General features: G+C 68.0%; 16 protein-coding genes. 7 read left to right on the plus strand and 9 right to left on the minus strand.

Annotated elements, in window-relative coordinates:
• Positions 1–25 precede the first annotated feature (25 nt).
• Positions 26–2,398 (plus strand): DUF3772 domain-containing protein, encoded by a 2,373-nt coding sequence (locus tag SOM39_RS05965; protein WP_320458064.1) that lies wholly within the window; start codon positions 26–28, stop codon positions 2,396–2,398.
• A gap of 19 nt (positions 2,399–2,417) precedes the next feature.
• Here the strand turns inward: SOM39_RS05965 and SOM39_RS05970 are convergent, their stop codons facing one another.
• From SOM39_RS05970 to SOM39_RS05980, 3 genes are all read right to left on the minus strand, one after another.
• Positions 2,418–7,988, minus strand: coding sequence for a hypothetical protein (locus tag SOM39_RS05970; protein WP_320457800.1), 5,571 nt, complete (start codon positions 7,986–7,988; stop codon positions 2,418–2,420).
• 511 nt (positions 7,989–8,499) lie between these two features.
• Positions 8,500–10,602, minus strand: coding sequence for a phosphoglycerol transferase I (locus SOM39_RS05975; protein WP_320457801.1), 2,103 nt, complete (start codon positions 10,600–10,602; stop codon positions 8,500–8,502).
• Positions 10,603–10,818: 216 nt separating this feature from the next.
• The gene (locus SOM39_RS05980) at positions 10,819–12,459 is read right to left on the minus strand and encodes an ABC1 kinase family protein (protein ID WP_176472621.1); all 1,641 of its coding nucleotides are present in this window, start codon (positions 12,457–12,459) and stop codon (positions 10,819–10,821) included.
• A gap of 179 nt (positions 12,460–12,638) precedes the next feature.
• Here SOM39_RS05980 and SOM39_RS05985 point away from each other — a divergent pair, with 179 nt between their 5' ends.
• Positions 12,639–13,580 (plus strand): DUF808 domain-containing protein, encoded by a 942-nt coding sequence (locus tag SOM39_RS05985; protein ID WP_320457802.1) that lies wholly within the window; start codon positions 12,639–12,641, stop codon positions 13,578–13,580.
• Between the two features lie 75 nt (positions 13,581–13,655).
• Here the strand turns inward: SOM39_RS05985 and SOM39_RS05990 are convergent, their stop codons facing one another.
• Positions 13,656–15,209: a GGDEF domain-containing protein gene (locus SOM39_RS05990; RefSeq protein WP_320457803.1), complete on the minus strand. Its 1,554-nt coding sequence runs from the start codon at positions 15,207–15,209 to the stop codon at positions 13,656–13,658.
• Positions 15,210–15,344: 135 nt separating this feature from the next.
• Between SOM39_RS05990 and SOM39_RS05995 the strand changes: the two genes are divergently transcribed.
• The gene (locus tag SOM39_RS05995; protein ID WP_320457804.1) at positions 15,345–15,977 is read left to right on the plus strand and encodes an NAD-dependent dehydratase; all 633 of its coding nucleotides are present in this window, start codon (positions 15,345–15,347) and stop codon (positions 15,975–15,977) included.
• A 90-nt stretch (positions 15,978–16,067) separates the two neighbouring features.
• Here SOM39_RS05995 and SOM39_RS06000 read toward each other — a convergent pair whose 3' ends face one another.
• The 4 genes from SOM39_RS06000 to pdhA are packed head-to-tail and all read right to left on the minus strand — an operon-like array spanning position 16,068 to position 19,971.
• Positions 16,068–17,477 carry a dihydrolipoamide acetyltransferase family protein gene (locus SOM39_RS06000; protein WP_320457805.1) on the minus strand — a complete coding sequence of 470 codons (1,410 nt, stop codon included), beginning with the start codon at positions 17,475–17,477 and terminating at the stop codon, positions 16,068–16,070.
• Complete coding sequence (locus SOM39_RS06005) at positions 17,474–17,827, minus strand: SH3 domain-containing protein (RefSeq protein ID WP_068854313.1); 354 nt, start codon at positions 17,825–17,827, stop codon at positions 17,474–17,476. The genes SOM39_RS06000 and SOM39_RS06005 overlap by 4 nt, the downstream gene beginning before the upstream one ends.
• A 1-nt stretch (position 17,828) precedes the next feature.
• Positions 17,829–18,896 (minus strand): alpha-ketoacid dehydrogenase subunit beta, encoded by a 1,068-nt coding sequence (locus tag SOM39_RS06010; protein WP_068854312.1) that lies wholly within the window; start codon positions 18,894–18,896, stop codon positions 17,829–17,831.
• Positions 18,889–19,971: a pyruvate dehydrogenase (acetyl-transferring) E1 component subunit alpha gene (gene pdhA / locus SOM39_RS06015; RefSeq protein WP_068854311.1), complete on the minus strand. Its 1,083-nt coding sequence runs from the start codon at positions 19,969–19,971 to the stop codon at positions 18,889–18,891. The genes SOM39_RS06010 and pdhA overlap by 8 nt, the downstream gene beginning before the upstream one ends.
• A 336-nt stretch (positions 19,972–20,307) precedes the next feature.
• Here pdhA and SOM39_RS06020 point away from each other — a divergent pair, with 336 nt between their 5' ends.
• From SOM39_RS06020 to SOM39_RS06035, 4 genes are all read left to right on the plus strand, one after another.
• Complete coding sequence (locus tag SOM39_RS06020) at positions 20,308–21,186, plus strand: tryptophan 2,3-dioxygenase (RefSeq protein WP_217538317.1); 879 nt, start codon at positions 20,308–20,310, stop codon at positions 21,184–21,186.
• Between the two features lie 242 nt (positions 21,187–21,428).
• Positions 21,429–22,931, plus strand: a complete 1,503-nt coding sequence (locus SOM39_RS06025; protein WP_320457806.1) for an oligopeptide:H+ symporter — start codon at positions 21,429–21,431, stop codon at positions 22,929–22,931.
• Between the two features lie 8 nt (positions 22,932–22,939).
• Entirely contained in the window at positions 22,940–23,545 is a 606-nt protein-coding gene (locus SOM39_RS06030) for a thioredoxin family protein (protein WP_414715858.1), read from the plus strand.
• Between the two features lie 152 nt (positions 23,546–23,697).
• Positions 23,698–24,819 carry a hypothetical protein gene (locus SOM39_RS06035; RefSeq protein WP_320457807.1) on the plus strand — a complete coding sequence of 374 codons (1,122 nt, stop codon included), beginning with the start codon at positions 23,698–23,700 and terminating at the stop codon, positions 24,817–24,819.
• 95 nt (positions 24,820–24,914) lie between these two features.
• Here the strand turns inward: SOM39_RS06035 and SOM39_RS06040 are convergent, their stop codons facing one another.
• Complete coding sequence (locus tag SOM39_RS06040) at positions 24,915–25,406, minus strand: MarR family winged helix-turn-helix transcriptional regulator (protein WP_068854306.1); 492 nt, start codon at positions 25,404–25,406, stop codon at positions 24,915–24,917.
• Positions 25,407–25,411: the final 5 nt, after the last annotated feature.

Raw genomic sequence — 25,411 nt, forward strand, 5'->3', positions numbered from 1 at the left:
TCTGTTGTTGTTCACCTGGCTGTGCATGGCCCCCGGGGCCTGGGCGCAGGCGCCTGACGATCCGGCAGCCGAGGCCAAGACCCAGCTCAACCAGGCCGACAAAGAACTCAAGGCGATCCGTACCGCATTGCCGGATGCGGAGACCCGCGAGACGCTCACGCCGTTGTTCGAACGGGCCATGGCCGTGCAGCGCGATGCCGACGATGCGCAGGCCGCCCTGCAGCCGGAGCTGGACCAGCTCGATACCCGCCTGACCCAGTTGGGCACGGTGCCGGAAGGCACCGTGGAAGCGCGCGAAGTGGCCCAGCAGCGCAGGTCGCTGACCCAGCAGCGTGCCGATATTGCCGCTGCCGTTGCGCGGGCCAAGCTGCTCGCGGTGGATGCCAAGCAGCTGGGCGCGGATATCGAGAAAATGCGCGTCACCCAGCTCAGCGAGGACCTGGCCCGCAAGGTCAACTCACCGCTGTCGCCCTCGCTGTGGCGCAAATTCGCCCGTGACGTGCCGGCCGACCTGCAGGAGCTGGGGCAGATTTACCGGCAGGCCGAAACCACGGCCCGCAAGGCGATCGCGCAGCATGGCTGGACCGCGCCGCTGACCGGCCTGGCAGTGGCGCTGCTGCTGTTCTTCCCGCTGCGCCTGTGGCTGCGTGCGGCCGGGCGCCGCTATGCGCAGTCCGAACGGGCCCCGGACGGTCGCCTGCGCCGCTCCGGCCTGGCGGTGTGGCTGCTGGTGGTGGGCACGATGCTGCCCGGCCTGGCCTGCGTGGTGTTCTTCGGCGCGCTGGATGCCATCGGAGCGATTCCACCGCGGCTGGAAAAAGTGGTGTTCAGCATCCAGGTGGCCACCTATATCGCGGCCTTCATCACCGCGCTGAGTGCGGCGCTGCTGGTGCCCAAGCGCCCGTCGTGGCGCCTGCTCAACCTGGATGACGCCGCCGCGTGGCGCCTGCGCAAGTATGCGTGGGGCGCCGCCGCGCTGACCTGGATCAGCATCGTGCTGATGGCGCTCAACCGCGCCGCGCGCACCAGTGCAATCACCACGGTGGCGGTGGACGGGCTGATCGCCATCACCTACATGGCGCTCATCATCGCCATCCTGGTCTCGCTGGCGCGCCTGCACCGGCGCCAGACCGACGAGGCGGAGGCAAAACTCGAAGCACAGGCGCAATCGGACGGCAAGGCCAAGGGCCCGCCGCGTCGCAGCGGCTGGATCGTGGTCGCACGGCTGGCCGGGCACATCGTGGTGGCCGCTGCGGTGATCGCCACGCTGCTGGGCTACCTCAACCTGGCGCTGTTCGTGGCCCAGCAGCTGGTCTGGGGCGCGGTCGTGCTGCTGGCGGCGTCGCTGCTGATGAAATTCGCCGACGATCTGGCCACGTGGCTGCTGTGCCCGACCAGCAGCGTCGGCCGCACCGTGCTGCTGACCACCGGGCTGAGCGAATCGCGGGTGGTGCAGGCCGGTGTGCTGCTCTCGGCCGGGCTGCGCATCTGCGTGATCCTGCTTGCGGTGATGGCACTGACGGCGCCGCTGGGCAATCTCAGCGCGTTGTATGGCGGCCTGGACGCAGTGTCCAAGGGCATCAACCTGGGCGACAACCTGGTGCTCAAGCCCAGCAGCGTGCTGTACGCAGTGCTGGCCTTCCTGCTGGTGTGGGCGGTGATGCAGGCGTTCCAGCGCTGGCTCACCGACACCTACCTGCCCAAGACCGAGCTGGATGCGGGCGCGCGCAATTCGATCAGCACCGTGACCCGCTACCTGGGCATCATCGCAGCGGTGCTGTGGAGCCTGACCGCACTCGGCATCGGCTTCGAAAAACTGGCGCTGGTCGTGAGCGCCCTGTCGGTGGGCATTGGTTTCGGCCTGCAGGCGATCACCCAGAACTTCGTCTCCGGGCTGATCCTGCTGGCCGAGCGACCGGTGAAGATTGGTGACTGGGTGAAGCTCGGTGACCAGGAAGGCGACATCAAGCGCATCAACGTTCGTTCCACCGAGATCCAGGTGGGCGACAAATCCACGCTGATCGTGCCCAATTCCGAACTGATCACCAAGACCATCCGCAACATGACGATGGGCAATGCGCAGGGGCGCATCCAGATCCAGTTCACCGTGCCGCTCAGTACCGATGTGGCGATGGTGCGGCAGACCCTGCTGGATGCATACACCGACCATGTGGGCGTACTGGCCGACCCGGCGCCGTCGGTGTTCATCGATTCCATCGCCAACGGCCAGGTGGCGATCAACAGCTTCGCCTATACCTCCGGCCCGCGCGCGGTGTATGGCGTACGCAGCGACCTGTACTTCACGATGCTGCAGAAGTTTGCCGCCGCCGGTATCGCGCTGTCGTCGCCGACCGACATCCACCTGGTGCGCGATCCGGCCCCGCCCCAGGCGCCGTGATGCCACGCCGCGGCCCGCCTCATGGACGGGCCGCGGGCACGCCCAGGGGGCCCTGATCGGGCAGCAGGACCACGGGAGGCTGCAGCGGTGCCAGCTCGTCCCCGTTGTCTTCGTCGGACGCTTTGGGTCCCTGTTTGATCGGTTTGAGCGCCTTGCCGGGTGAGACATGCGGCGTACGCGGACTGCCGCCGACCTTGATCAGCATGCCGGCGGCACCGCCGCCTTCGCCCAGCCGCTCCTGCAGCGCCGGGCCATACAGGGTGAGCGTGGCCGGGTCGACCAGGTGCAGGGTGCGGCTGCCGCTGGCCACCGGCGGCGGAGACACCATGGCGCCGGGAATGCCGTCCACCGTGCGTACCTTGATCTCGTACAGCGGCGATGCCAGCGAGCTGCCTTCCTTGGCAATGGCCATGCCCTCGCGCATGGCCCAGCGCACGCCCGCGGCGCGCGCCGCGGGGCGGTTGGGGTCCAGGAACGACCACAGGAAGCGCAGGTTGCCGCGCGCAGTGCGTTGCACGACGCTGACGCCTACCCGCACCAGTGCCACGCTGCCTGCGGCAGGATTGAGCGCATCCAGCGTGCCCCGGCCCAGCACCCGCGACAGCTCGGCGAAGCGCGGCATCGTCATCTTCAGGCCGGGCCGCATCAGTACCTTGGCCACGCCGCCGATCACCGGTCCGACCACGATGATCGATTCCAGGTACAACCCGAAGGCGGCCATCGCGAATTCGTTGCGGTTCTTCGAGGAGATGCGGCGCACGTTTTCGACGAACGGCACGACGAAGTCCACTGTCTTCAGCCACAGCGGCGCGTCTTCCAGGTGGTCCTCGAAACTGGTGGGTGCCCAGCCTTCGCGACGGAAGGCAGCAGCGTCCAGCCAGAAAAACCCCTCCTGCACCGGGTGGACCAGGGCATGGAACGGCGAGCGCGGCGCGCTGCCGCCGCCCAGCGGCGGCGCCAGCAGCGGCTCGACGATCACGTCCGAGGAGCGCCCCGCTGCCGGTGCCCTGTCCGAGGCGTAGGCCTCCCAGTCCACCGGCAACGGCGTGCCACGGCGCACCTGCACCGTGGCGACGTTGCCGCTGCGCAGCCGCACCTTGCGGTTCTGCAGCGCACCGCCGAGCGGCAGCGCGCCTTCCAGCTGCAGGGGAAGGATCCGGCTCTGCAGCGGGAACAGCTGGTAGTGGCGCGGCTGCCCCGCCAGCGTCAGCGTGTACACCACGCCGAAACGGCCCCGGTAGGGATCGGTGTCGTTGCGGGTTTCCTGCCCCGCCTCCAGCTCCGGTTCGTGCGTGCGCAGGGTGAACACCTGCACATCTCCGCGCAGGAGGGCCGCGCGTTCTTCCTCGGGGCGCTGGTACAACGCCTCCTCGATCAGCACCCCGTAGCCGCGTCGGGCCTTGCGGAAGTAAGCATCGAAGCGCTTCTGGTAACGCGCGTTGATATCAGCCAGCCGGGCCAGGCCCGGTTTCATCCGCGCGTAAGCGGTCTGCAGCGCCGCTTCGTAGCGGGGGTTGCCCTGGGCCTGGTTGAGCGGGGAGTCGGGAACGAAGGTGCGACAGGGCCGCCACGCCGCGGCCCCGCCGCGCAGTACACCGGCCGCGACGATTTCATGGAACGGGAAGCTGCGTCCGAAATGGTTGTCGTCATTGCACAGGCGGAATTCCGTGGAGTTCCACGGCTGGTCGGCGAGCACCCCAGGGAAGCGTGGAAATACCCGGCGGATTTCGGCTTCCACCAGCGGCATGCGGTAGGGCAGCGGCGCCAGTACATCACCTATGGCCTGTTCGATGTCGCTCACCCGCTGGTCGAACGCACGCAGCGCGGCCTCGATGCGTGCGCTCGGCGACAGCGGCGAGGCAAGCGCGGCGTTCTCTTCCAGTTGCCGGTACACATACCAGTCCAGCGTGGGCAGGCGGCGTGCGTCGAGGGTCAGCTGCCTGACCAGGTCGGGTGTCGCGCCGTCCCCGGCAAGCTCGGCCGAGAGGGTGAGCAGCTCACTGAACCGCATCTGCTGCGAGAGGCCGCGCCGCAGGCGCTCGGCCAGGTGCACGCCACTGACGAAGTTGATCGAGGCGATGGTGTTTCCATACACCAGGTTGGCGGGCACGTCGTCGGCCAGCAGCTCCGGCGCGTGGTCCTGCAGGGCCAGCGTGCATGCCATGTCCAGAAGCGAGGCAGGAATGCGGCCCATGCTCCGCAGGTAGTCGTGGAAATCGAGCCGTATCTGGGCAAAGGTGCGCCCCCAGTTGGGATACTTGTGCAGGCGGTAGCCCAGCAGCACGCGCGCATCGCGATCCGACGGCGGGCCCAGGTCGAGCACGATCGCCACCCGCGTCAGGCTGGCCAGCAGCGTCGGCGAGGTCGGTGCCCCATCGCTTCCCGTGTACCAGCCCAGGTCCCGCAGCAACGCCGCCTGGAGGGCGAGCGCACGCGGGGTGCGGGCCATGGCGGCCACGTAGTGGCTGGCGCGGTGCACCTGGTCCAGGGCCATCTCGCCCTGCTGCAGCAGGGGCCGGGCCAGGTACTCCAGCAGCGTCTGTTCGCCAGGCGCGCGCTGGGCGAGGAACCCGGTGGTGGTCTGCCTTACCTGGTCCAGGTCGGCTGCGTCCAACGTGTCCGCCGCGTGCAGCAGGTCGGCGCGCATGCCCAGCCTCAGTTCGCCGAGCAGGCGTTCCACGCATCGCGCAGGGCCATCAAGGTGGCCGGCCTCGCGCGGCCCACAGCCACCATGTACGGCAAGTATGTCAGAGGCGTTGGCCCGGCCATCGGAACGGACCACGCCGCCCAGCTGGCCGGCCACCTCGCGCAGTGCGCCCCAGGGTGCGAGGGGCAGCGCGTCCAGTAACCGGGTCTGGTTGAACAGGTGCAGCGTACCTGCCGCGTCCTGCACCCGCAGCGATCCGTCCGCATCCACCGACATCCACCGTGGAGGGAGGTGCTCGCGCTGGAGCAGTTCGAGCATCGCCGGGTCCGCGATGAGGCGCGCGAATGCCGGCAGCGCCGCCTGCAGCGTGGTTGCCGTGGCGGTGCCCAGCGCGGGGCGATGGACGACCGTGGCCGCATCGGCGCGCCGCGCAAGCAAGCGGCCCAGGTCCTGGAGTTCGTTGCTGGCCTGCCGCCACGGCGGCAGCGGGCCGGCGCGGCGCTGCCAGCTCGCGTGGACACGGGCGATGGCCTCCAGCAGCTGCGCCTGGGTGCACGCTATCGGGGCTGGGCATGGCCGCTGGGCAGGGGCAGGAAGCGCGCCATGGAACTGCAGCGCGTTGATCAGGGGCACGGCAGTGCCGGGAGAGAAGCGCCCCAGGCGATCCGTGATCCGGTACAAGGCGTCGAGCTGGTCCAGCAGCAGCCCGGGTAGCGGGTCGGTCAGGCCGTCGGCGATCACCACGCTGCGCCCCGAGCCGCGCACGCGTGCGGTGATGCCGTCGGCGCCAACGCGCAGGGAATGGAAGGTCGCATTGGCCTGTCGCATCGCCAGCCACACCCCGGGTTGCTCGAACACCTGCTGCAGCCGCTGCTGCCCGGCATGCCATGCGGCATGCAGTGGCGACCCGTCGGCCGGTACCAGGCCCTGGTGCGCGAGCGCGTCGTCCCACGTGGCCGGTGCGCTGTCAAAGCGCTCCCACAACCGATCCAGCAGGCGCTGGTGATCCTGCTGTGGCGGGGAGTCGCTGCGGTCGTCCCATTCGACCTCCAGCCGCGCGGTTGCGGGGATGCCTGGACGCATGGGTGCGAGCTGCCGGTCGAGCGCGGCCAGGCACTCGTCGAACTGCGCATCGTCCATCGGCACCGCAGGCAGCGGCGCGGCGTAGTAGGCCAGCATTTCCGGCACCCGAAGCCGACCGTCCGAGCGCACCGGCGCGTGCAGCAGCGTAGCGATGCCGCGCAGCATCGTGTCGAGCGGGGCCAGCACTGCCGGTGGCTGGCCGGCCTCGAACAACGTTGCCATGCGCGTGCCCTGGAGGGCACGGGCGCGCACCGGGCCGTGCGCGGGATACTCCAGCTGGGTGGGATCGACATGGTGATGCCAGCACAACGCGATCACCTCCGGGCGCTGCGACAGCTGCAGCAGCACGCTGCGTGCCAGCGCGGCGTTGTGGCCCAGGTGTGAGCGGGGATCCGGTCGCCAGCTGGACCATGTGGGTTCCATGCCGCGGATCGGGATCGCCTTCAGCGCGTGGACCTGCTGCTTCAACCGCAACAGCGTGCTGGTTTCGTTGGTCGCGCGGATGTGTCCGTCCGGCTGCTGCTGCAGGCGGTGCTCAAGGCGCTGGATGAGCGGGTCGAGCAGGGCGGGCGCGTACTCGGCTTCGTGCATGTCCTGGTCGAGATAGAAGCCCAGTGCACAGGCCAGGCGCGCGCTGACGGCGTTGTCGAAGCAGCCGCCCGCCTCGCGCACGGTGCGCTGCAGGTCGTTCAACATCGTATTGGTGGGAGGGGACCAGAGGATGCGCTCTGGCGCATCCGGCTGCCCATGCAGCACGACCCGCATGCCGGAGGTGGCACGCGTTCCGCTCAGGCTGCCATTGGCGACCACGAGCGAAGAAGGAGGCGTGCGTTCGTCATACAGGGTCTGCAGGAAATCGTCCTGCCGGTAAAGCCACATCAACTGCTGGCGGACCGCGCGCACGGCCAACGCAAACGGCGAGCCCTCGACGGGTGCGAACGCGTGCTCCGGGAGGCTCGCGGTCCCGGCCGCCGAGGCGGCATCGCGCAGCGTCCATAACGCCTCCAGCAGCATTGCCTGGTCCTGCAGGCCTGCGTCGTCGTGTGGCCCGTTGTCCGAGCCGCTCGACGCGGGGCGGGAGTGCGCAACCGCGCGTGGCGTCGTGTCCGCCGTCGCTACGGCAGGCGACGGGTTCCGCGACCATGCCACCAGGCCACCCCCCAGGGCCGCCGCCGCCAGCGTACCGAAGACGGCCACCGTGCGTCGCTGCGGGTGCGCAGCGGCGAGGGCAGGAAGCACCGCCGCCGCAGCGACCGCAACCGGCAGGGTCGGTGCCAGCAGGCGCGTGGTGTCCGCCCGCGACGCGGCAGCGCGCTCGGGCTGTATCGCCGCCGCCGCTGGCGCCAGCGCCGTGGCGTCCGCCACGGGCGTACAGAGACGACGTGCGCCGGTGCCGAGCAGGTCGAGCTGTTCCAGCACGGCTGGCAGCGTGGCAATCCGTTGCCCGGTGCGCGTGCCGGGCCGGTCGCCCGGGCGCTGCTGGAACCACAGTGCCCACGCGGTAGCGAGCAGCGCCAGGCGCAGGGGCGAGGCGGGCAACTGCAGCCGAGCGTGGAGGGACGCGTGCGCGGCACCAGCCTGCTGCAGCAGTGCCTCCAGCCAGGTGGGAAACGCCGCGATCAATGCCTCCACCCAGGCACCGCCGCGCAACGTCGGCAGCGGAAGCTGGCTGAGCCAGCACAGCCAGGGCAGCGCGGTGCCCTCCTGGAGGAGGCGGGGCAGCGCACTGGCCTGCTGGGTCCAGGCCAGCAGCTGGGCGCCCTGCGGCCCGAGTGCCAGGTTGGCGATGCCGTGCAGGGCGATGCCCGCAGCACGCCGGCACTGCAGGCGGCCCAGGCCGCTGACGATGGCAGCGACCACCTGCGTGCACTCCCGGTGCCACGTATCCTGCGCAGGCGAGGGTGCCGCTTGCCAACCGGCCATGGCCTGCAACAGCGCAGACCGGCGCGCTGCCACGGGTGTGTCCCGTACGGCCTGCGCAAGGTGCGCAGCAAGCTCATCCGGTGTTGCGTCGACCAGCAGGGCCAGCAGACGGGCTTCCAGCAGGGCGAGCTCCGACGGCAGCAGTGGGCATCGGCGCAGGAGCCGCGTCAACGTGTGCGGCAGCGGGGCATCCGGTCGGCAGCGATCCGTCGCAGGGTGCGATGTCGTGTTGTACAGCTGGACGGGAACGCAGCGGTGCTGCGTTGCGTCCGGTGCGCCGGCGGCAGCGAAGGACGCGGTCGCCAGGCGACCTGCGGCCTGCAATGGCAGCAGAATGAGAGCCTCCCCGGATCGACATCGGCCGGCGCACGATTGTGCCGACCTGACTGGACCCGGGGTGTGCGTGGCATCGCAGAATCAGGCAGCCGCGAGGTCCGCGCTGCCGCGATCAGCCGCGGTTGCCGCGACGTGACGGGATCAGCGCGAAGTTGTCCACGGCCAGCTTCTCCGCGTGGTTCAACCACGCGCGGATCTCCAGATCATCCACTTCATGGTCCAGGCCGAACGGAACGCTGATACGCCCTTCCGCATCGGGCTGCACCCACTGCTGGGCGACCACCACCTTGCGCTTGGACGACACCGCTTCGATCCAGAAGCCGCGATCAGGCGACTGTTTGGCGACGAACTGCAGCATGTACTGGCCGGCACGGGTACGACGGCCCTTCTGCGTGATCATGTGTGCCTGGCGGATGCTCGGGCGCGGGCCGTTGAACGGGTCCAGCGGCGCATCGACGGCGAAGCCCTCGCGCAGCTGGTCGTCGCGGTAGAGCTTGATGCCTTTGTCGCGGTTGACCAGCATCGCGCACCAGTCACCGTCGGCCGAACCGTCTTCGAACGCAGTACAGCGGTCCACATAGGCCAGCGTATTGTCCGGATCGGCCAGGTCGAACTGCTTGGAGGTGTTTTCCAGGTAAACCGATTTCAGGTCCCACTGCTTGTCGTATTCGAGCAGCACCGGCGGCTGCACATGCTGCAGGCCGATCACCACCTGGTTCTCTTCGTCGATACGCAGCTGGCGGGTCTTGTCGCCCAGCCACAGCGAGCGCGAGAAGGCCAGGTAGCGCGGGAAGTCCCTGCCGTCATCGCGGAACACCGCCGCGCTGGCGCTGGCGGCACGCTCGGGCTGCAGCAGCGAGCGGCCAAACCCGATTTCGCCGATCTCCGGCTCGATCAGGCTGAGCAGCGTGGCGCCCGAATCCAGCGTGGAGCCGTGCTGCGCGTCCAGCTGGCGCGGGGCGATATCCTTGCCCAGGAACAGCAGCATGTTTTCGCGTTTCTGCTTGGCCAGGATGTGGCTCAGGTCGTTGGGCATGGCCAGGTGGTCGGACGCGATCACGATCAAGGTGTCGTCGCCATACGGGCTGGCCTGGATGCGGTCGACCAGCTTGGAAATCAGCCCATCGGTGCACTTGAGCGCATTGAGCAGGCCGATATCCCCGTAGTCGCTGGTGTAGCGGGTCCGCTTGCACGCCACCGGCAGATGCCCGGCAGGGTGGTGGGTATCCATCGTCAGCGTGGTCAGCATGAACGGCTGCCCAGCCTTGGACAGCTGCATGAAGCGGTCATATGCCTTGTCCAGCAGCACATCGTCATGCACGCCCCAGGTGGAAAAGTGCGACCGGGCGATCTTCTGCTGCTTGAACCAGGCCAGGTCGTCCACTGCGTCGAAACCGTGCGTGGCCAGGAACTGGCCCTTGCCGGCGAACAGGCCATTGGCACCGCCCAGGTAGTGGTTGGTGTAGCCCTGCTGCTTGAGGTAATCACCCAGGCACACCGCTTCCGGGAGGAAGGTGCCCATGCGGTCCATGCTGTTCTCATCGCCCTGCGCGGTGGTCAGCGGTACGCCGCACATCGACGACACCAGCCCGGCGATGGTCCAGCCACCGCCTTCGGCCGAGACCAGTCCGCGCACATCCAGCGCCTGGCCGGCAAGGCGGTTGAGGTTCGGCATCAGGCCGGGGAAGGTGGCTTCATCCAGATAGGTGCGTTCCAGGCTTTCGCCGTAGATCCACACGATGTTGCGTGGCTTGCGCAGCGCCTGCTGCGGCACGCGGTATTCGGGCGCCACCATGCTGTAGTCGACCGGCCGCATCTGCTGGTACAGGCGCTGGCCGTCGCGGTACAGCGGGCTCACGCCGATCGCCAGCACCCACACCGCGAGGAAGCCGGCGAACACGCCGCGACCATGCGCGCTTCGGTGCCAGCGTTTGATGCGCGGGGTCAGCAGCGGCAGCAGCGAGAGCAGGGCCAGGACGATGAAGCCAGCGATGTAGCCCTTGAAGTCCGCGACGCCGGCGCCTTCCATGTCGGCGCCCAGGTGGTACAGCGTTGCCGCATTCAGGCCATCGCCGGAGAGTTTGTTGATCAACCACCCCGCACTGAGCGTCAACAGCAGCAGCGACATCAGGCTTGCCTTCCACCATGCCCAGCGACCTGAAGCGAGCAGCAACCAGGTGAGCAGCAACAGCGACAGCAGCAGGATCCAGAGCATGGGCATCATCGGCAGCGGAGACAGGTGCGATCGGCTGCCTCAACACACCCACATGACAGGCCGATGACCCGATCATGCCTGCACGAACCTGACTGAAATGTTTGTTGGAAACACGCTGTTAGCGCTTACACCGCATTGCAGTGGAAAGGGTAAAACGCACGTGAAGACGGCACGCTTTCGCGTGCCGTCCTCATCACCTGGCATGGGCGCTGGCGTCTACCGATGCCCGCGTTCTTCCCTTGAACGTGCGCGCCGATCAAACAGCAATGCACTGAGGATGATGCCCAGGCCAAGGAATACACCGATCAGCATCAACGTGAATGCGATGGCCGGATACCCGAACAGGTGCCACCCGGTATCGACCTTCATCATCATCGCTGCAGCAAGAATCAAGGCTGCAGTGACAATGCCCGCCGACACGCGGTTGGCGATCTTCTGCAGGTTTTCCATCAGCCGGGATTCTTCCAGCCCGGTGACTTTCATCTGCAGGCGGTTCTCGGCCAGCAATGCCAGGATGTCCGACATCTTGCGCGGACCCTCGCGCAGCAGCTGCTGCACTTCCATCGCTTCACTGGCCAGGTTGGCCGCCGACAGCGACTTCTTCAGGCGCGCACGCATGACGTGCTGCAGTTGACGCTCGACGATGCGGCGCGTATCCAGGTCCGGCGACAGCAGCCGGCACACCGTCTCCAGATTCAGCAGCGCCTTGCCCAGCAGGCTCAGCTCCGGCGGCGTGCGCAGCCCGCTGGCAGTGGCGATGCGTACCAGGTCCAGCACCACGCGGCCTTCCGAGAAGGTGCCGCTGGCGGCATAGCGCGCGATGACCTGGCCGGTTTCGCGCAGGTAGCGCTCTTCGTCGAAGGCTTCCAGTCGCGTGCTGATGCCGATGATCTCGTCGGCCACTTCTTCGCCGCGCCCGTCCACGGCGGCAAACAGCAGTTTCAACAGCCGCTCGCGCAGGCGCGGCGGCATGTGCGCCACCATGCCCAGGTCGAAGATTGCCAACCGGCCTTCGGGTGTGACCCGCAGGTTGCCCGGATGGGGATCGGCATGGATCTCACCATGCACGAAGATCTGGTCGATGTAGCCACGGATCAGCGCCGCCGCCAGCGGTGCCATCGGCTCTTCGGTGCGGCGCACGTCGGGAATCATGTCCACGCGCACGCCCTGCGCCAGCTCCATGGTCAGCACGCGGTGGCTGCAGTAGTCCCAGATCGGCTGCGGCACCCACAGCGGCTTGAACGGGCGCAGGTGCTGGCCGAAGCGCTGCAGGTTCTCGGCTTCGGCCTGGTAGTCCAGTTCCTGCATGAGCGTCTTGGCGAACTCGTTCAGCCAGTCGCGCAGGCGTACCCGGCGTCCCACCTGGGTGAGGTGATCGGCGGCCAATGCGAAGCTGCGCAGTACCTCCAGGTCCGAGCGCAGCTGCGCTGCCACTTCCGGCTTCTGTACCTTTACCGCCACTTCGCGGCCATCATGCAGCTGCGCGCGGTGCACCTGCGCGATGGACGCGCAGCCCAGCGGCACCGGATCGAAGCTGGAAAACAGCTTGGACACCGGCGCGCCCAGCTCCTGTTCAATGATGGTGTAGATGCGCTCGACCGGGATCGGCGCGACCTTCTCCTGCATCCGCTCCAGCGCGGTGGCGAATTCCACCGGCACCATGTCCGGGCGGGTGGAGAGCATCTGGCCGAGCTTGACGAAGGTCGGGCCGAGCGATTCCAGGTCGGTGACGAACTGCTCGGGGTTGCCCTCCGGCGGCAGGTCGTGGACCGCGCGCGAATCCAGGTTCATCCCGGAAAACACCCCGGAATGGCGGTAGCGCAGCAGCAGGCGCAGGATCTGGCTGCGGCGGTTCATGCCTTTGACCAGCGACGGCGAGCCGGGAACAACGGGCGTGGTATTCAAGCAGGGCTCCGGGGCAGGACAGATTGGCAGTGTCGCCGCAGGGCGGTGGTGGGGCGGTGAATCCGGCCGATATTCCACGAACGTGCCCGGATCGGTCAGAATCGGCGCCACCCTCTGATTTCTGGATTGCCATGGCCGGTGCCAGCCTGTTTGCGTTGCTCGACGATATTGCCGCTCTGCTGGACGACGTTTCGATATTGACCAAGGTGGCGGCCAAGAAGACCGCCGGCGTGCTGGGCGACGACCTGGCGCTGAACGCGCAGCAGGTGACCGGGGTCCATGCCAACCGGGAACTGCCGGTGGTGTGGGCGGTGGCCAAGGGCTCGCTGGTGAACAAGGCGATCCTGGTGCCGGCGGCGCTGGCGATCAGCGCACTGGAAGCCTGGCTCAAGGGCAAGGGCTTCCCGATCCCGATCGTGGTGCCGCTGATGATGATCGGCGGCGCGTTCCTCTGCTACGAAGGCGTGGAAAAGCTGGCGCACCGTTTCCTGCATTCGCCGGAGGAAGACGAGCAGCAGAAGGCGGCGCGGCTCAAGGCGCTGGCCGACGAGAAGGTCGACATGGTGGCGTGGGAGAAGGACAAGGTGAAGGGCGCGATCCGCACCGACTTCATCCTGTCGGCCGAAATCATCGTGTTGTCGCTGGGCGTGGTATCGGCCGCTCCGTTCCTCAACCAGGTCACCGCGCTGGTGGTGATCGCGCTGGGCATGACGGTGTTCGTCTACGGGCTGGTGGCGGGCATCGTGAAGCTGGACGACGCGGGCCTGTACCTGTCGAAGAAGGGTGGGGCGATGGCGGCATTCGGCCGTGGCCTGGTGGCGTCGGCGCCCTGGCTGATGAAGTTCCTGTCGGTGGCCGGCACCCTGGCCATGTTCCTGGTCGGCGGTGGCATCCTGGTGCACAACGTGCCGGCGGTGCATCACTTCGTACTGGGCATCGCCGGCAAGGTCGCGCCGTGGGGCTGGCTGGTGGAAGCGGGCGCGAACCTGGTGGTGGGTGTGGTGGCCGGTGCGATCGTGCTGGCGGCGGTGACCGCGTTCCAGAAGATGCGTGGGAAGACGCCGGCGCATTGACCACGCAACACAATGACAACCCAACGGTACCATCGGTCCACGGTCACCGGTCACCATCGAGTTGCGTGGTGGTATTCACCCAGCCTGGACGCGGTTCTTGCCTACGCGTTTGGCCGCATACAGCGCCGCATCCGCGCGCTTGAACAGGGCCTCGCCGGTTTCGCCGGGCTGCCACTGGCTCAGGCCCGCGCTGAAGTGCACCAGCACCCGGTGCCCGTCCAGCTCCACCGGCCGCTGCGCCAGCGAGCGCTGCAGGCGCAGCACGGTGGACATGCTGTCGGCGCCCGGGGTTTCCGGCATCAGCAGCACGAATTCGTCACCACCGATACGCGCAATGGTGTCGGTACTGCGCAGCAGCAGCTGGCAGACCGAGACCAGGTGGCGCAGGATCGCGTCGCCACCGGGATGCCCGTAGCTGCTGTTGGTATGGTGGAAATCGTCCAGGTCCAGCAGCGCCAGCGCCAGCGGATGTGAGTGCCGCTCCGCGCGGGCCAGCTCACGTTCCAGCAGCTCGTCAAAGCCGCGCCGGTTGAGCGCGCCGGTCAGCGGATCGGTGCGCACCAGCCCGGACACATCGCGCAGTTCCTGTTCGAGTTCGGCAATGCGTGCCTCGGCCTGCTCGACCTCGCGGCGCGCGTTGCCCAGATGGTCGCGCGCCTGCAAGGCCTGCTCCTGCACACGCCCGGTGTCCTGCAGCACGTCCTGCAGCAGCTGGTTGAGATCGGCGATGCTGCGCGCCTCCTTCAGCGCGAGCGCATAGCTGCTGATCCGGTCGTGGTACTCGCCGGTGCTGACCGCCATGCCGTCCAGGCGTTCGATGAAGCCGCCCATCAAGCTCTTCATGGCCGCCTTGGATTCGACGATGCCCTGCTTGAGCAGGCCCTGCTTGTAGATCACCTCGCGCAGGTTGGCGCGCGCCTGTTCGACCGAGTCGCGGTCCAGTGGCCCGCTGATCAGCGCGCGCACCGCATGCACCTGGCCGTGCAGCCAGCTGCTGTCGTCGAGCAGCTCGCCGATGTTGTCCAGCAGCAGGTCGAACAGGCTCAGCAGCAGTTCCTGCTGTTCCTGCCAGCCATCACTGCGCACGCCGATCTGGTGGGTCAGTTCGCGCAGCCGCAGCTCCAGCGGCTGCAGTGGCTGGCCGGGATGCCATTGGCGCAGGTCGGCGGCCAGCTGCACCGGCTCATCCTTCAGCTCGGGCATGTTCTGCAGCAGGCTGGCTACGGTCACGCCCAGGGTCAGGCGCAGCAGCTCGCGCAGGCGCAGGCTGTCGGGCTGGCCGTCGGGGCTGTCCTGTTCGATGGTGCGGATGTACTTGTCGATCAGCTGGCGCATGGCGCGGCCATAGCTGACCCAGTCGGCACTGCGCTGCGCCGACTGCAGGCGCAGGCCCATGTCGCCCAGCTCGCCGGGCAGAGTGGACATGCCGTGGGCGAACGCGGCCAGCAGCGGTTCGGGCTGGTCGGCCCCGGCGAACAGGCGCTGCAGCATCGCGCTGCTGCCGCCCTTGAGCGCGGGGGCGTCCGCTGCCGCGCCGGCCGCGCTGTCTTTCGCCTGCCGGCGCAACAGCAGCCGACCCACGGCGGTGCCGGGGCTGGGGCTGGGAAGAGCGTCCTGCGGGTCCTTCATGCGACGGGTCCTGGTGGGTCACCGGCTGCGGGCGCCGGACGGGGGGAGACGTTGGAACAGTATCGGCGGCGGTGTCGCGGGCTTGAACCCGGCGCTGTGCCACGATGGTAGGGAATCGGACGGCAGGAGTATGCGATGAAGGTGATGCTGGTGGGCGCGACCGGGCTGGTCGGCGGGCAGGTGCTGCAACACCTCCTGGACGACGCGCGTTGCGACGCGGTGGTGGCGCCGACACGGCGTGCGCTGGGAACGTCCAACCCCGCGCTGCTCAACCCGGTGGTGGACTTCGAGCAGCTGCCGCTGGAGGCGGACTGGTGGACGGTGGACGCGGTGATCTGCGCCCTGGGCAGCACGATCCGGCAGGCCGGCAGCCGCGAGGTGTTTGCCCGGATCGACCATGACTACCCGCTCCAGGTGGCGACGCAGGCGCGGGCACGTGGCGCGCACGCGTTCGTGCTGAACTCGGCGAAAGGTGCCGACGCTGGGTCGCGGATCTTCTACAACCAGGTGAAGGGAAGGCTGGAGCAGGACCTGCGCGGTCTCGGCTACCCGTCGCTGACCCTGGTGCGACCGGGGCTGATCGGCGGCGAGCGCAGCGAACGCCGCAGCGGCGAGCACCTGGCCAGCCTGGTACTGGGCGCGCTGGGGCCGGTGCTGCCCCGCGCATGGCGGATCAATCCCGCCGAGCGCATCGCCGCTGCGATGGTCGAAGCGGCACTGCAACCACGGCCTGGCGTCCATGTGATCGGATCCGCCCAACTGGCGTGATCCGCCATTGGCGTGATCCGCCATGCGCGAAAACGATGACGGCCACCCTGGGGTGGCCGTCATCGCATCAGACACATCCGGGCGGATGGATCAGTTCGCCAGGGCCAGGTCGTCCAGCATCGCGCGCAGGAAGCGCGCCGCTTCGCCGCCGGTGGCAGCGCGGTGGTCGAACGTGACCGACAGCGGGATTACCTTGTGCGCTTCCACGCCGCCCATCACCGGGGTCATCTGGTGGCGGGCGCGCCCGGCACCGACGATGGCCACGCACGGCGGCACCACGACCGGGGTCGCGTAGCGGCCGGCGAACATGCCGAAGTTGGACAGCGAGATGGTGTAACCGCTCAGCTCGGAGGCCGCGATCGAACGCGCTTCCACCTGCTCGCGCAGGCGGTTCACGCCTTCGCGGATGCCGCGCGCATCCAGCACGTCGGCATTGCGCAGGGCGGGCACGAACAGGCCATCGTCGGTGTCCACCGCGATGCCCACGTCCACGTGCGCGTGCAGGGTGCGGGTCAGCGCATCGCCATCGAACCAGGCATTGAGCGCCGGCACCTTCTGGCAGCCCACCACGATGGCGCGCACCAGGCGGGCGGTGACGTCGTTACCCGGCACCCAGGCGTGGATGTCGGCATCGTCGTTCAGCGTGGTCGGCACGACCTTGCTGTGCGCGTCGGCCATCACCCGCGCCATGTTGCGGCGCACGCCCTTCAGCGGTTCCGGCTGGCCCTTGGCCACCACGCCCGGCGGCTGGGTGCGCATCGGCTTGCCCGCAGCCGACAACGGGGCGCGGACATCGGCAGCGCGGGAGACCGGTGCGGCAGCGGCCACCGGGGCAGCGGCTGCGGCAGGTGCAGCCGCCGGTGCCGCCGGCGCGGCGCCGACCTTGGCGCTGCCATCGGCGGCGGCCTGCTTGACGTCGGCCATGGTCACCGCTCCATCGGCACCGGTGGCGCGCACGCGGCCCAGGTCCACGCCCAGCTTGCGCGCGGTGGCACGCACGGCCGGCACGGCCTTGACCCCGCCGACCGCCACCGCCTGTTCGGCGTGCACGGCATTGGAGCTCTGCATCGCGCCGACCACGGTACCGGCGTCATCGCGCTCGGCGCCCGGCTTGGCGATCTCGCCACCGTCATCGGACGCCACCACTTTGTCCGGCTGGACCGGGGCGGGCTGGCCGGTGCTCGGCGTGGCCGCCGGGGCAGCATGGCCATGGCTGTGGCCGGTGTCCTGGCCATCGGCGCGCTGCGGCAGGTTCGGGTCCAGTTCGAACTGGGCCAGCACGCTGCCGGTGGGAATGATGTCGCCGGCGCCGCCGGCCAGCTTCAGCACCTTGCCGGAGAACGGCGAGGGCACTTCAACCACGGCCTTGGCGGTCTCCATCGAAACCAGTGGCTCGTCCAGCGTGATCACGTCGCCTTCCTTGACGAACCACTCGACGATGGTGGCGTCGGGCAGGCCTTCGCCGAGGTCGGGCAGGTGGAAATTCTTGTTCTCACTCATGTGCAGTTCTCTTCCAGCAGTTCGAGATCGCGGGCCGGCAGCCAGCCCGTCGCGCCGTTCGCGCGTTCGGACCACCACCAGCCGCCGTGTTCATGATGCAGCTTGACCATTTCACCGCTGTCCACGTCCAGTTCGCGGGCGTCGTAGTCGCGCAGGGCCTCTGCGCGGCCATCGTCCAGCAGCTGCAACCACGCCACCGGTGCCCAGCCGGCACGCCCGTCATCGGTGCGTACCCAGGCAAACGCCGGCCATTCCTCGTCACGAACACCCAGTTCGACGATCTGGCCGGTGCGGAACCGGAGCGGGTTGGGGTACTGGCTGCGGTACGGGCCCAGAAGTCTGGCCCGCATGTCAGCCCGCCGCCACCGCGCGTTTGGCCGCGCTCACGATCCGGTCCACGCTGGGCAGGTACTTCATTTCCAGGCGGAACAGCGGAATGTGGGTGTCGTAGCCGGTGACACGTTCGACCGGTGCCAGCAGGTCGTACAGCGATTCCTCGGCCAGGCGCGCGGCGATCTCAGCGCCGAAGCCCGCGGTCTTGGGGGCCTCCTGCACGATCACGCAGCGGCCGGTCTTGGCCACCGATTCGGCGATGGTGGCGAAGTCGAGCGGGCGCAGCGTGGCCACGTCGATCACTTCGGCACTGATGCCTTCGCCGGCCAGCTTGTCGGCCGCTTCCAGCGCTTCCTTCACCTGCGCGCCCCAGGTCACCAGGGTCACGTCGGTGCCGTCGCGCAGCACGAAGCAGACGTCCAGCGGCAGCGCTTCGCCATCGTTGACCACCACTTCCTTGTACTGGCGGTAGATGCGCTTGGGTTCCATGTAGATCACCGGATCCGGTTCGCGGATCGCGGCCAGCAGCAGGCCATAGGCGCGCTGCGGCGAGGACGGCAGCACCACGCGCAGGCCCGGCACGTTGGTGAAGATCGCCTCGTTGGCTTCGCTGTGGTGTTCCGGCGCACGGATGCCGCCGCCCCACGGCACGCGCAGCACCATCGGGCAGTGCAGGCGGCCACGGGTGCGGTAACGCAGGCGCGCGGCGTGGCAGATGATGTGGTCCACCATCGGGTACATGAAGCCATCGAACTGGGCTTCGGCCACCGGCTTCATGCCCTGCGCGGCCAGGCCGATGGTCAGGCCGGCGATGGTGGTTTCGTCCAGCGGGGTGTCCAGGATGCGGTCGGCGCCGAAGCGCTGCTGCAGGCCGGCGGTGGCGCGGAACACGCCGCCGTTGACGCCGACATCCTCACCCAGCACCAGCACCGATTTGTCGTGTTCCAGCTCCCACGCCAGCGCCTGGGTGATGGCTTCGATGAGGGTGATGGGCGTGGTGGTCATGCTCTCTTCTCCGCGCGCGATGGCAGCGCTGTCGGCGGCGTTGGTCTGCGCGCCGGGCGCGCCGTTCTTGATCTCATCCATGGCGCTGCTCCAAAGCAATCGCCTGTGCGCGCTGGGCCAGCAGGTCCTGCGGCGGATCGGCATACAGGAAGTCGAACATCGCCTCGACCGGCTGCACCGGGGTGTTGAGGTACAGGTTCACCTCTTCATCCACGCGCTTGCCGCACTCCACGGTCCAGGCCTGTTCCTCTTCCTCGCTCCACACGCCGGCACCGATCAGGTACTTGCGCAGGCGCAGCATCGGCTCGCGCTGCCAGGCATCCTTGACCTCGGCATCGTCGCGGTAGCGGCGCGCGTCATCGGCGGTGGTGTGGTCGGACAGGCGGTAGGTCATCAGTTCCAGCACCGTGCCGCCGTCGCCGGCCAGCGCGCGCTCGCGCGCCTGCAGCATGGCGGCCATCACCGCGATCAGGTCGTTGCCGTCCACCTGCAGGCAGTGCAGGCCACCGGCCAGGCCCTTCTGCGCCAGCGTTTCGGCACCGGTCTGGGCCGAACGCGGAACCGAGATGGCCCAGCCGTTGTTGACGATGCACAGGATCAGCGGGAGCTTGTAGGCACCGGCCGAGTTCAGTGCGGCATAGAAGTCGGTCTTGGAGCTGCCACCATCACCGCAGACCGCCACGGCGATCTGCTTTTCCTGGTTGAGCTTGAACTTCAGCGCCGCGCCGGCGGCGTGCAGGCACTGGGTGGAAATCGGCACGCAGAACGGGAAGTCCTTGGCCGCGTTGCCGCCGTAGTCGTTGCCACGCTCGTCGCCGCCCCAGTACATCAGAACGTCGCGCGGGCGCACGCCGCGCATGAACATCGCGCCGTACTCGCGGTAGGACGGGGCAAACACGTCGTCCTTCTGCATGGAAGCGCCGATGCCGACATGCGCGGCTTCGTGGCCCAGGCAGGCGGCGTAGGTACCCAGCTTGCCGGTGCGCTGCAACGCGATCGACTTGCCGTCGAACACGCGCACGAACAGCATCTGCTTGAACATCGGCAGCAGCGCGCGCGGGTCGCGCAGGGCTTCGGGCAGGTCATCGCGGACGAGCGTGCCGTCCGTGTCCAGGTACTGCAGGTATTCGATCTTGAACTCAGCGGCAACCGTCATTGCGTACTGCACCTTCGACAGGAAGTTACAAATGATATGAATTGCCATGTTAAGGAAGGCGTACGAAAAAGCCGTCCTGCGGCGCAGCAACTGTCCCGGGGGACATCAGCCCGGTATACCCCATCAGGGGCCCGGAAGGCCAATGGCTTCAACGTATTCAGTTGTATCAACGGGGCATGAGCGGACCGTGCCGGAGGGTGGTCGGGGGCAGGGCCTCACCGGCCCGCCGCGCAGAATCGGGTCCCCGCCCGCCCACCACACGCCTGCGCATGGCGGACACCCCCCGCAGGTGCAGGCGGTGCGCTACCCTTTTGGCCCCCTCCAGCGGCCCCCGCCATGTCTGTCGACAAGAACCAACGCGACCTTGAAGCCGGTATCCACACCGACCTGGAGGGGCGCCTGACCTACGGCGGCTACCTGCGGCTGGACCAGCTGCTCTCGGCGCAGCAGCCGCTGTCCAATCCGCCCCACCACGACGAGATGCTCTTCATCATCCAGCACCAGACCTCGGAGCTGTGGCTGAAGCTGCTGGGGCATGAGCTGCGTGCGGCGATCGGCTTCCTGCAGCGCGACCAGGTCTGGCAGTGCCAGAAGGTGCTGGCGCGCAGCAAGCTGGTGCTGCGCCAGCTGACCGAACAGTGGTCGGTGCTGGAAACGCTGACCCCGTCGGAATACATGGGCTTCCGCGATGTGCTGGGGCCTTCGTCGGGGTTCCAGTCGCTGCAGTACCGCTACATCGAGTTCCTTCTGGGAAACAAGAACGCGCAGATGCTGCAGGTGTTCTCGCACGACCCGGAAGGCCAGGCGCAGCTGCAGCAGGTGCTGGACGCGCCCAGCCTGTACGAGGAATTCCTGCGCTATCTGGCCCGCTTCGGCCACGCCATTCCGGCCGGCTACCTGGATCGCGACTGGCGGCAGCCGCACGTGGCCGACGATGCGCTGCACCCGGTGTTCGAGCGGATCTACCAGAACACCGACCGCTACTGGCGCGAGTACGCGCTGTGCGAAGACCTGGTGGACCTGGAAACCGCCTTCCAGCTCTGGCGCTTCCGCCACATGCGCACCGTGATGCGGGTGATCGGGTTCAAGCGCGGCACCGGTGGTTCCAGCGGGGTGGGGTTCCTGCGCCAGGCGCTGGAGCTGACCTTCTTCCCGGAACTGTTCCAGGTGCGCACCACGATCCGCAACGACGACCCGATGCCGCCGGACGCCTGAGCCGGCGGGCCGGTTCCCGGGCCTATTCATGTATTCCCGTGGCATCCACCGTACGGTGCGGGAAGCCCCGCCGTTGCTGCGCTGGCGGCTGCGGGGCGGTAGTTGCAGATGCAAGTTCAGCGACCATGTGGCCAGCTGTACACATCGGTGTGTATTTGACGTGAACGCCGTTGTTCTGGGATTCTCCCGCGCTGTTTCGCACATCGGACGTGCGTGTCTTCCACCGAACCCAGGAATCCCGCATGAGCGTAGACGCCGCCGCGAAATCCGTTCCCGAACCGGCGTTGCCGGAGTTCAAGACCACGCTGGGCCACCCGCGCCCGCTGTGGATGCTGTTCATGACCGAGTTCTGGGAGCGCTTCGCGTTCTACGGGATCCGCTGGGCGCTGGTGCTGTACATCGTGGCCCAGTTCTTCGACGGCGACGCGGCCGGGCAGGCTGCGGCCAGCCGTACCTACGGTGCCTACCTGGCCCTGGTCTATGCGGCGGCCATCTTCGGTGGCTACGTGGCCGACCGGGTGCTGGGGTACCAGCGCTCGATCCTGACCGGCGCGGTGATCATGGCCGCCGGCCTGTTCATGGTGGCCATGCCCAACAAGGAAGTGTTCGAGTTCGGCCTGGCCACGATCATCATCGGCAACGGCCTGTTCAAGCCGAACATCTCCACCATGGTCGGCAAGCTGTACGGCCTGAAGGATGAGCGCCGCGATTCGGGCTTCACCATCTTCTACATGGGCATCAACGTCGGCGCGATGATCGCCCCGGTGCTTACCCAGTTCCTTGCCGAGAAGGTCTTCGGTACCGAAGCGATGCCGTCCTACAAGATGGTGTTCATCGCCTCGGGCATCGGCATGCTGCTCAGCCTGGTGTGGTTCTACGTCGGCCGCGCCGGCCTGAAGGGGATCGGTGCGCCGCCGGTCGGTGCCGAAGGCATGGGCCGCGTGGTGATGGTGTTCGTCGGTTCGCTGGTCGCCATTCCGGTCGCCTACTTCCTGCTGTCCACCGGCGCCACCGCGCTGGCCTGGATCCTCGGGGTGCTGTTCGTGGCGCTGGCGGTGCTGCTGCTGGTGGAAGGCATCCGCGAGGGCAAGGTGCAGCGCGACCGTGTGATCGCGATGCTGATCATCTTCGCCTTCAACGTCATGTTCTGGATGTTCTTCGAACAGGCCGGCAGCTCCTTCACCTTCCTGGCCGACAACATCGTCAACCGCAACCTGGGTGGCTGGACCTTCCCGACGGCGTGGTTCCAGTCGGTCAACTCGGTGGCGATCATCACCCTGGCCCCGATCGTGGCCTGGACCTGGATCAAGCTGGGTCGTGCCAATCCGTCCATTCCGCGCAAGTTCGGCCTGGGCCTGCTGTTCAACGGCGCGGCCTTCGCGCTGCTGATGCTGGCACTGTCGTCGATGGTCGTGGACGGCAAGATCCCGTTCTGGACGTTGTTCATGGTCTACGTCATCCAGTCGGTCGGTGAGCTGTGCCTGTCGCCGATCGGCCTGTCGATGGTGACCAAGCTGGCACCGGTGCGCCTGGTCGGCTTCGGCATGGGCGGCTGGTTCCTGTCCACCGGCATCGGCAACAACCTGTCGGGCATCTTTGCCGGCGCGGTGAGCGGCGAAGGCGGCATGACCGTCGATTCCGCGCTGAAGGGCTACACCTTCGGCTTCTGGGCGTTGATTGGTTCGGGCGCGGTGCTGTTCCTGATCGCCCCGCTGATCAACAAGCTGATGCACGGCGTCAAGTGAGGCCCGCCATGCGCAGGAACACGTGGTGGTCCCCGATGATCATGGCCGGCCTGCTGGCCGCCTGCTCGCCGTCGGCACCCACCGCCGCGCCTGCGCAGCCGGTGGACACCACCGAACAGAAAGCACCGGTGGCCGATCCCAGCCAACCGGTGGCGTCGGGCAACACCCCGGCCGCGGCGGATGTCGCCGCGGTTGCCGGGCTCAACGCGCAGTTCGATCCGGCCCGCGACCCGGTCGCCGACCTGGCCACGGCCAAGGTCGAGGCCCAGCGCGGCGGCAAGCGGATCGTGCTGGACGTGGGTGGGGAGTGGTGCTCGTGGTGCCACCTGCTGGATGCGTTCATCGAGGGTGATGCGGAGATCCGCAGCTTCCGCGATGCCAACTACGTCTGGATGAAGGTCAACTACAGCGAAGACAACGAGAACGCCGCGTTCCTGTCGCAGTTCCCGCAGATCAAGGGCTACCCGCACCTGTTCGTGCTGGATGCGCAGGGCACGCTGCTGCATTCGCAGTTCACCGGCGAGCTGGAGGCCGACAAGGGCCAGCCGAAGGGCTACGACCGCGAACGCTTCTTCGCCTTCATGAAGGAATGGGCGCCGCCGAAGGCGCCCTGAAAAAACGCACCCTGCAGACCACGCCGGTAGAGCGGACTGTCAGTCCGCTGCTCTTGGCGCAACGGATGAATCAACGCCAGCGGACCACCGGTCCGCTCTACAGTTGCCCGGTTTCCTGCCGCTATTTCCAAGGACCTCATGGATCGAAGCGCATGCAGCCTGGAACTTCCGATAGCACCCTGGACGCACCGACCGGCGTAAGCCTGCCGCCAGCGGAGGTGCTGCTGGACGACGCGTCGGCCCATGCTGGCGAAACCGACATCCCGGACGTTGCCGCCACCCTGTACCGCCTGCCGCAGGTGTCGGTTCCCGACAACGTGCTGCTCAAGGCGGCAGTGCAGAAGCTGGTCGAACAGAAGACCCAACTCGACCAGCTGGCCCGCAACCCGGCGCTGCTGGGCCTGCTGCCCAGCGAATGGCAGGGCACCGGCACGCGCGGGGTGGACCTGCAGAGCTTCGTGCTCTCGGTGCTGCCCTACCTGCACAACGCCACCAAGGCCGAAACCGCGCCCGCGCGGCTGCCGCTAAAACACGTGCTGGGCGACAGCGGGCGCTGGAGCCAGGCCGATGTGGCCGAACCGAAATCGCTGGCATTCTTCCTGGCCAGCGACGACCGCGCCACGGCAGGCGTGAAGGACCCGGCGGAGGCCTACCTGGTCGCGCCGCTGGGCCTGGCCTGGGCGCACGAGGGCCGCACCCGGCCCGGCTTCCTGCGGGATATGGGCTACACCAGCATGGCGGCGCGGGTACACGTGCTGCCGTACCCGGAGCCGGGCCAGTTGGCCCTGTACAGCGTGGTGGCCAATGGCATCGCCCAGGTCTGGTGCGTGCTGGACCGGCGCAAGCTGCGGCCGCTGCTGGCGCCGTGGTTGAGCGTGCCGCTGCTGACCGCCTATGGGGTCGCTGCGCCGGTGGCGTGGCCGACGTCGTATCCGTCGGTCGACGAGGTGGCGCGCGCGCTGGCCACCGCGCGCACCGGCAAGGGCCCGGTGGAAGTGGACCTGCCCAAGGTGGTCGCCAAGATCGCCGAAGATGCCTCCGGCGAAACCTGGATGCCGGTCAGCCTGCTCCAGGTCGGGACCTGGGCGCCGCGCTGGCGCTATTTCCTGGCCACCTTCATCGCGCTGCCGGCCGCGCTGCTGGTGATCGCCGCGTTGGCCCTTCCGGGCGCGCTGGAAGCCGCTGCGGTGGCGGCATCACTGGGCCTGGCCGCCGGCGCCATCGGCGCGTTGGCCGCCCCTTGGGTACACGCCAGGCGCAAGCACCTCAGCTGACGGCGTGACGACCAACGGTCGTCACCTACCGAACGGCATGACCGCCGTCGGCAAGCCCTCGGTAGGTACCGACCGTTGGTCGGTACGCGCATCCGTCAGCCTTCATCCATCCGCTGCAGGCCTTCGCCGGCCAGGCGCAGGATCAGCTTCTCCAGCATCTGCTCCTCGTCTTCGCTCAGCACCGACATCAGCTTGCGGGTGATCTCGATCACCAGCGGGGCGATGGTCTCGTAGACCTCGAACCCGGCCGCCGACAGCGCCAGCACCGAACGACGGCGGTCATCACCGTGGGTTTCACGCTTGATGAAGCCGCGTTCGAGCAGTCTGGCCACGGCCCGGCTGACCGCCACCTTGTCCATCGCGGTGCGGTCGGAGACCTCGCTCGCCGATGAGCCCGGGTACAGCGCCAGGATGGTGATCACCCGCCATTCGGGAATCGCCAGGCCGTAACGATCCCCATACAGCTTGGCGATGTTGCCGCTGACCCGGTTGGACAAAACGCTCAGCCGGTACGGCAGGAACTGCTCCAGGTCGAGCAGGGCGTGCGTGGCACGGATGGTCTGGCTGCTGGGATCGGGTGGGCTCATGCTGC

The sequence above is a fragment of the Stenotrophomonas sp. CFBP8994 genome (assembly GCF_034044835.1).
Lineage (GTDB): Bacteria > Pseudomonadota > Gammaproteobacteria > Xanthomonadales > Xanthomonadaceae > Stenotrophomonas > Stenotrophomonas rhizophila_A.

What these genes read in the sequence shown, in the direction of transcription:
- SOM39_RS05965 (WP_320458064.1), top strand. Translation starts at nt 26, where the DNA reads ATGGCCCCCGGGGCCTGGGCGCAGGCGCCTGACGATCCGGCAGCCGAG.
- SOM39_RS05975 (WP_320457801.1), bottom strand. Translation starts at nt 10,602, where the DNA reads ATGCTCTGGATCCTGCTGCTGTCGCTGTTGCTGCTCACCTGGTTGCTG.
- SOM39_RS05980 (WP_176472621.1), bottom strand. Translation starts at nt 12,459, where the DNA reads ATGAACCGCCGCAGCCAGATCCTGCGCCTGCTGCTGCGCTACCGCCAT.
- SOM39_RS05985 (WP_320457802.1), top strand. Translation starts at nt 12,639, where the DNA reads ATGGCCGGTGCCAGCCTGTTTGCGTTGCTCGACGATATTGCCGCTCTG.
- SOM39_RS05990 (WP_320457803.1), bottom strand. Translation starts at nt 15,209, where the DNA reads ATGAAGGACCCGCAGGACGCTCTTCCCAGCCCCAGCCCCGGCACCGCC.
- SOM39_RS05995 (WP_320457804.1), top strand. Translation starts at nt 15,345, where the DNA reads ATGAAGGTGATGCTGGTGGGCGCGACCGGGCTGGTCGGCGGGCAGGTG.
- SOM39_RS06000 (WP_320457805.1), bottom strand. Translation starts at nt 17,477, where the DNA reads ATGAGTGAGAACAAGAATTTCCACCTGCCCGACCTCGGCGAAGGCCTG.
- SOM39_RS06005 (WP_068854313.1), bottom strand. Translation starts at nt 17,827, where the DNA reads ATGCGGGCCAGACTTCTGGGCCCGTACCGCAGCCAGTACCCCAACCCG.
- SOM39_RS06010 (WP_068854312.1), bottom strand. Translation starts at nt 18,896, where the DNA reads ATGGATGAGATCAAGAACGGCGCGCCCGGCGCGCAGACCAACGCCGCC.
- pdhA (WP_068854311.1), bottom strand. Translation starts at nt 19,971, where the DNA reads ATGACGGTTGCCGCTGAGTTCAAGATCGAATACCTGCAGTACCTGGAC.
- SOM39_RS06020 (WP_217538317.1), top strand. Translation starts at nt 20,308, where the DNA reads ATGTCTGTCGACAAGAACCAACGCGACCTTGAAGCCGGTATCCACACC.
- SOM39_RS06025 (WP_320457806.1), top strand. Translation starts at nt 21,429, where the DNA reads ATGAGCGTAGACGCCGCCGCGAAATCCGTTCCCGAACCGGCGTTGCCG.
- SOM39_RS06030 (WP_414715858.1), top strand. Translation starts at nt 22,940, where the DNA reads ATGCGCAGGAACACGTGGTGGTCCCCGATGATCATGGCCGGCCTGCTG.
- SOM39_RS06035 (WP_320457807.1), top strand. Translation starts at nt 23,698, where the DNA reads ATGCAGCCTGGAACTTCCGATAGCACCCTGGACGCACCGACCGGCGTA.
- SOM39_RS06040 (WP_068854306.1), bottom strand. Translation starts at nt 25,406, where the DNA reads ATGAGCCCACCCGATCCCAGCAGCCAGACCATCCGTGCCACGCACGCC.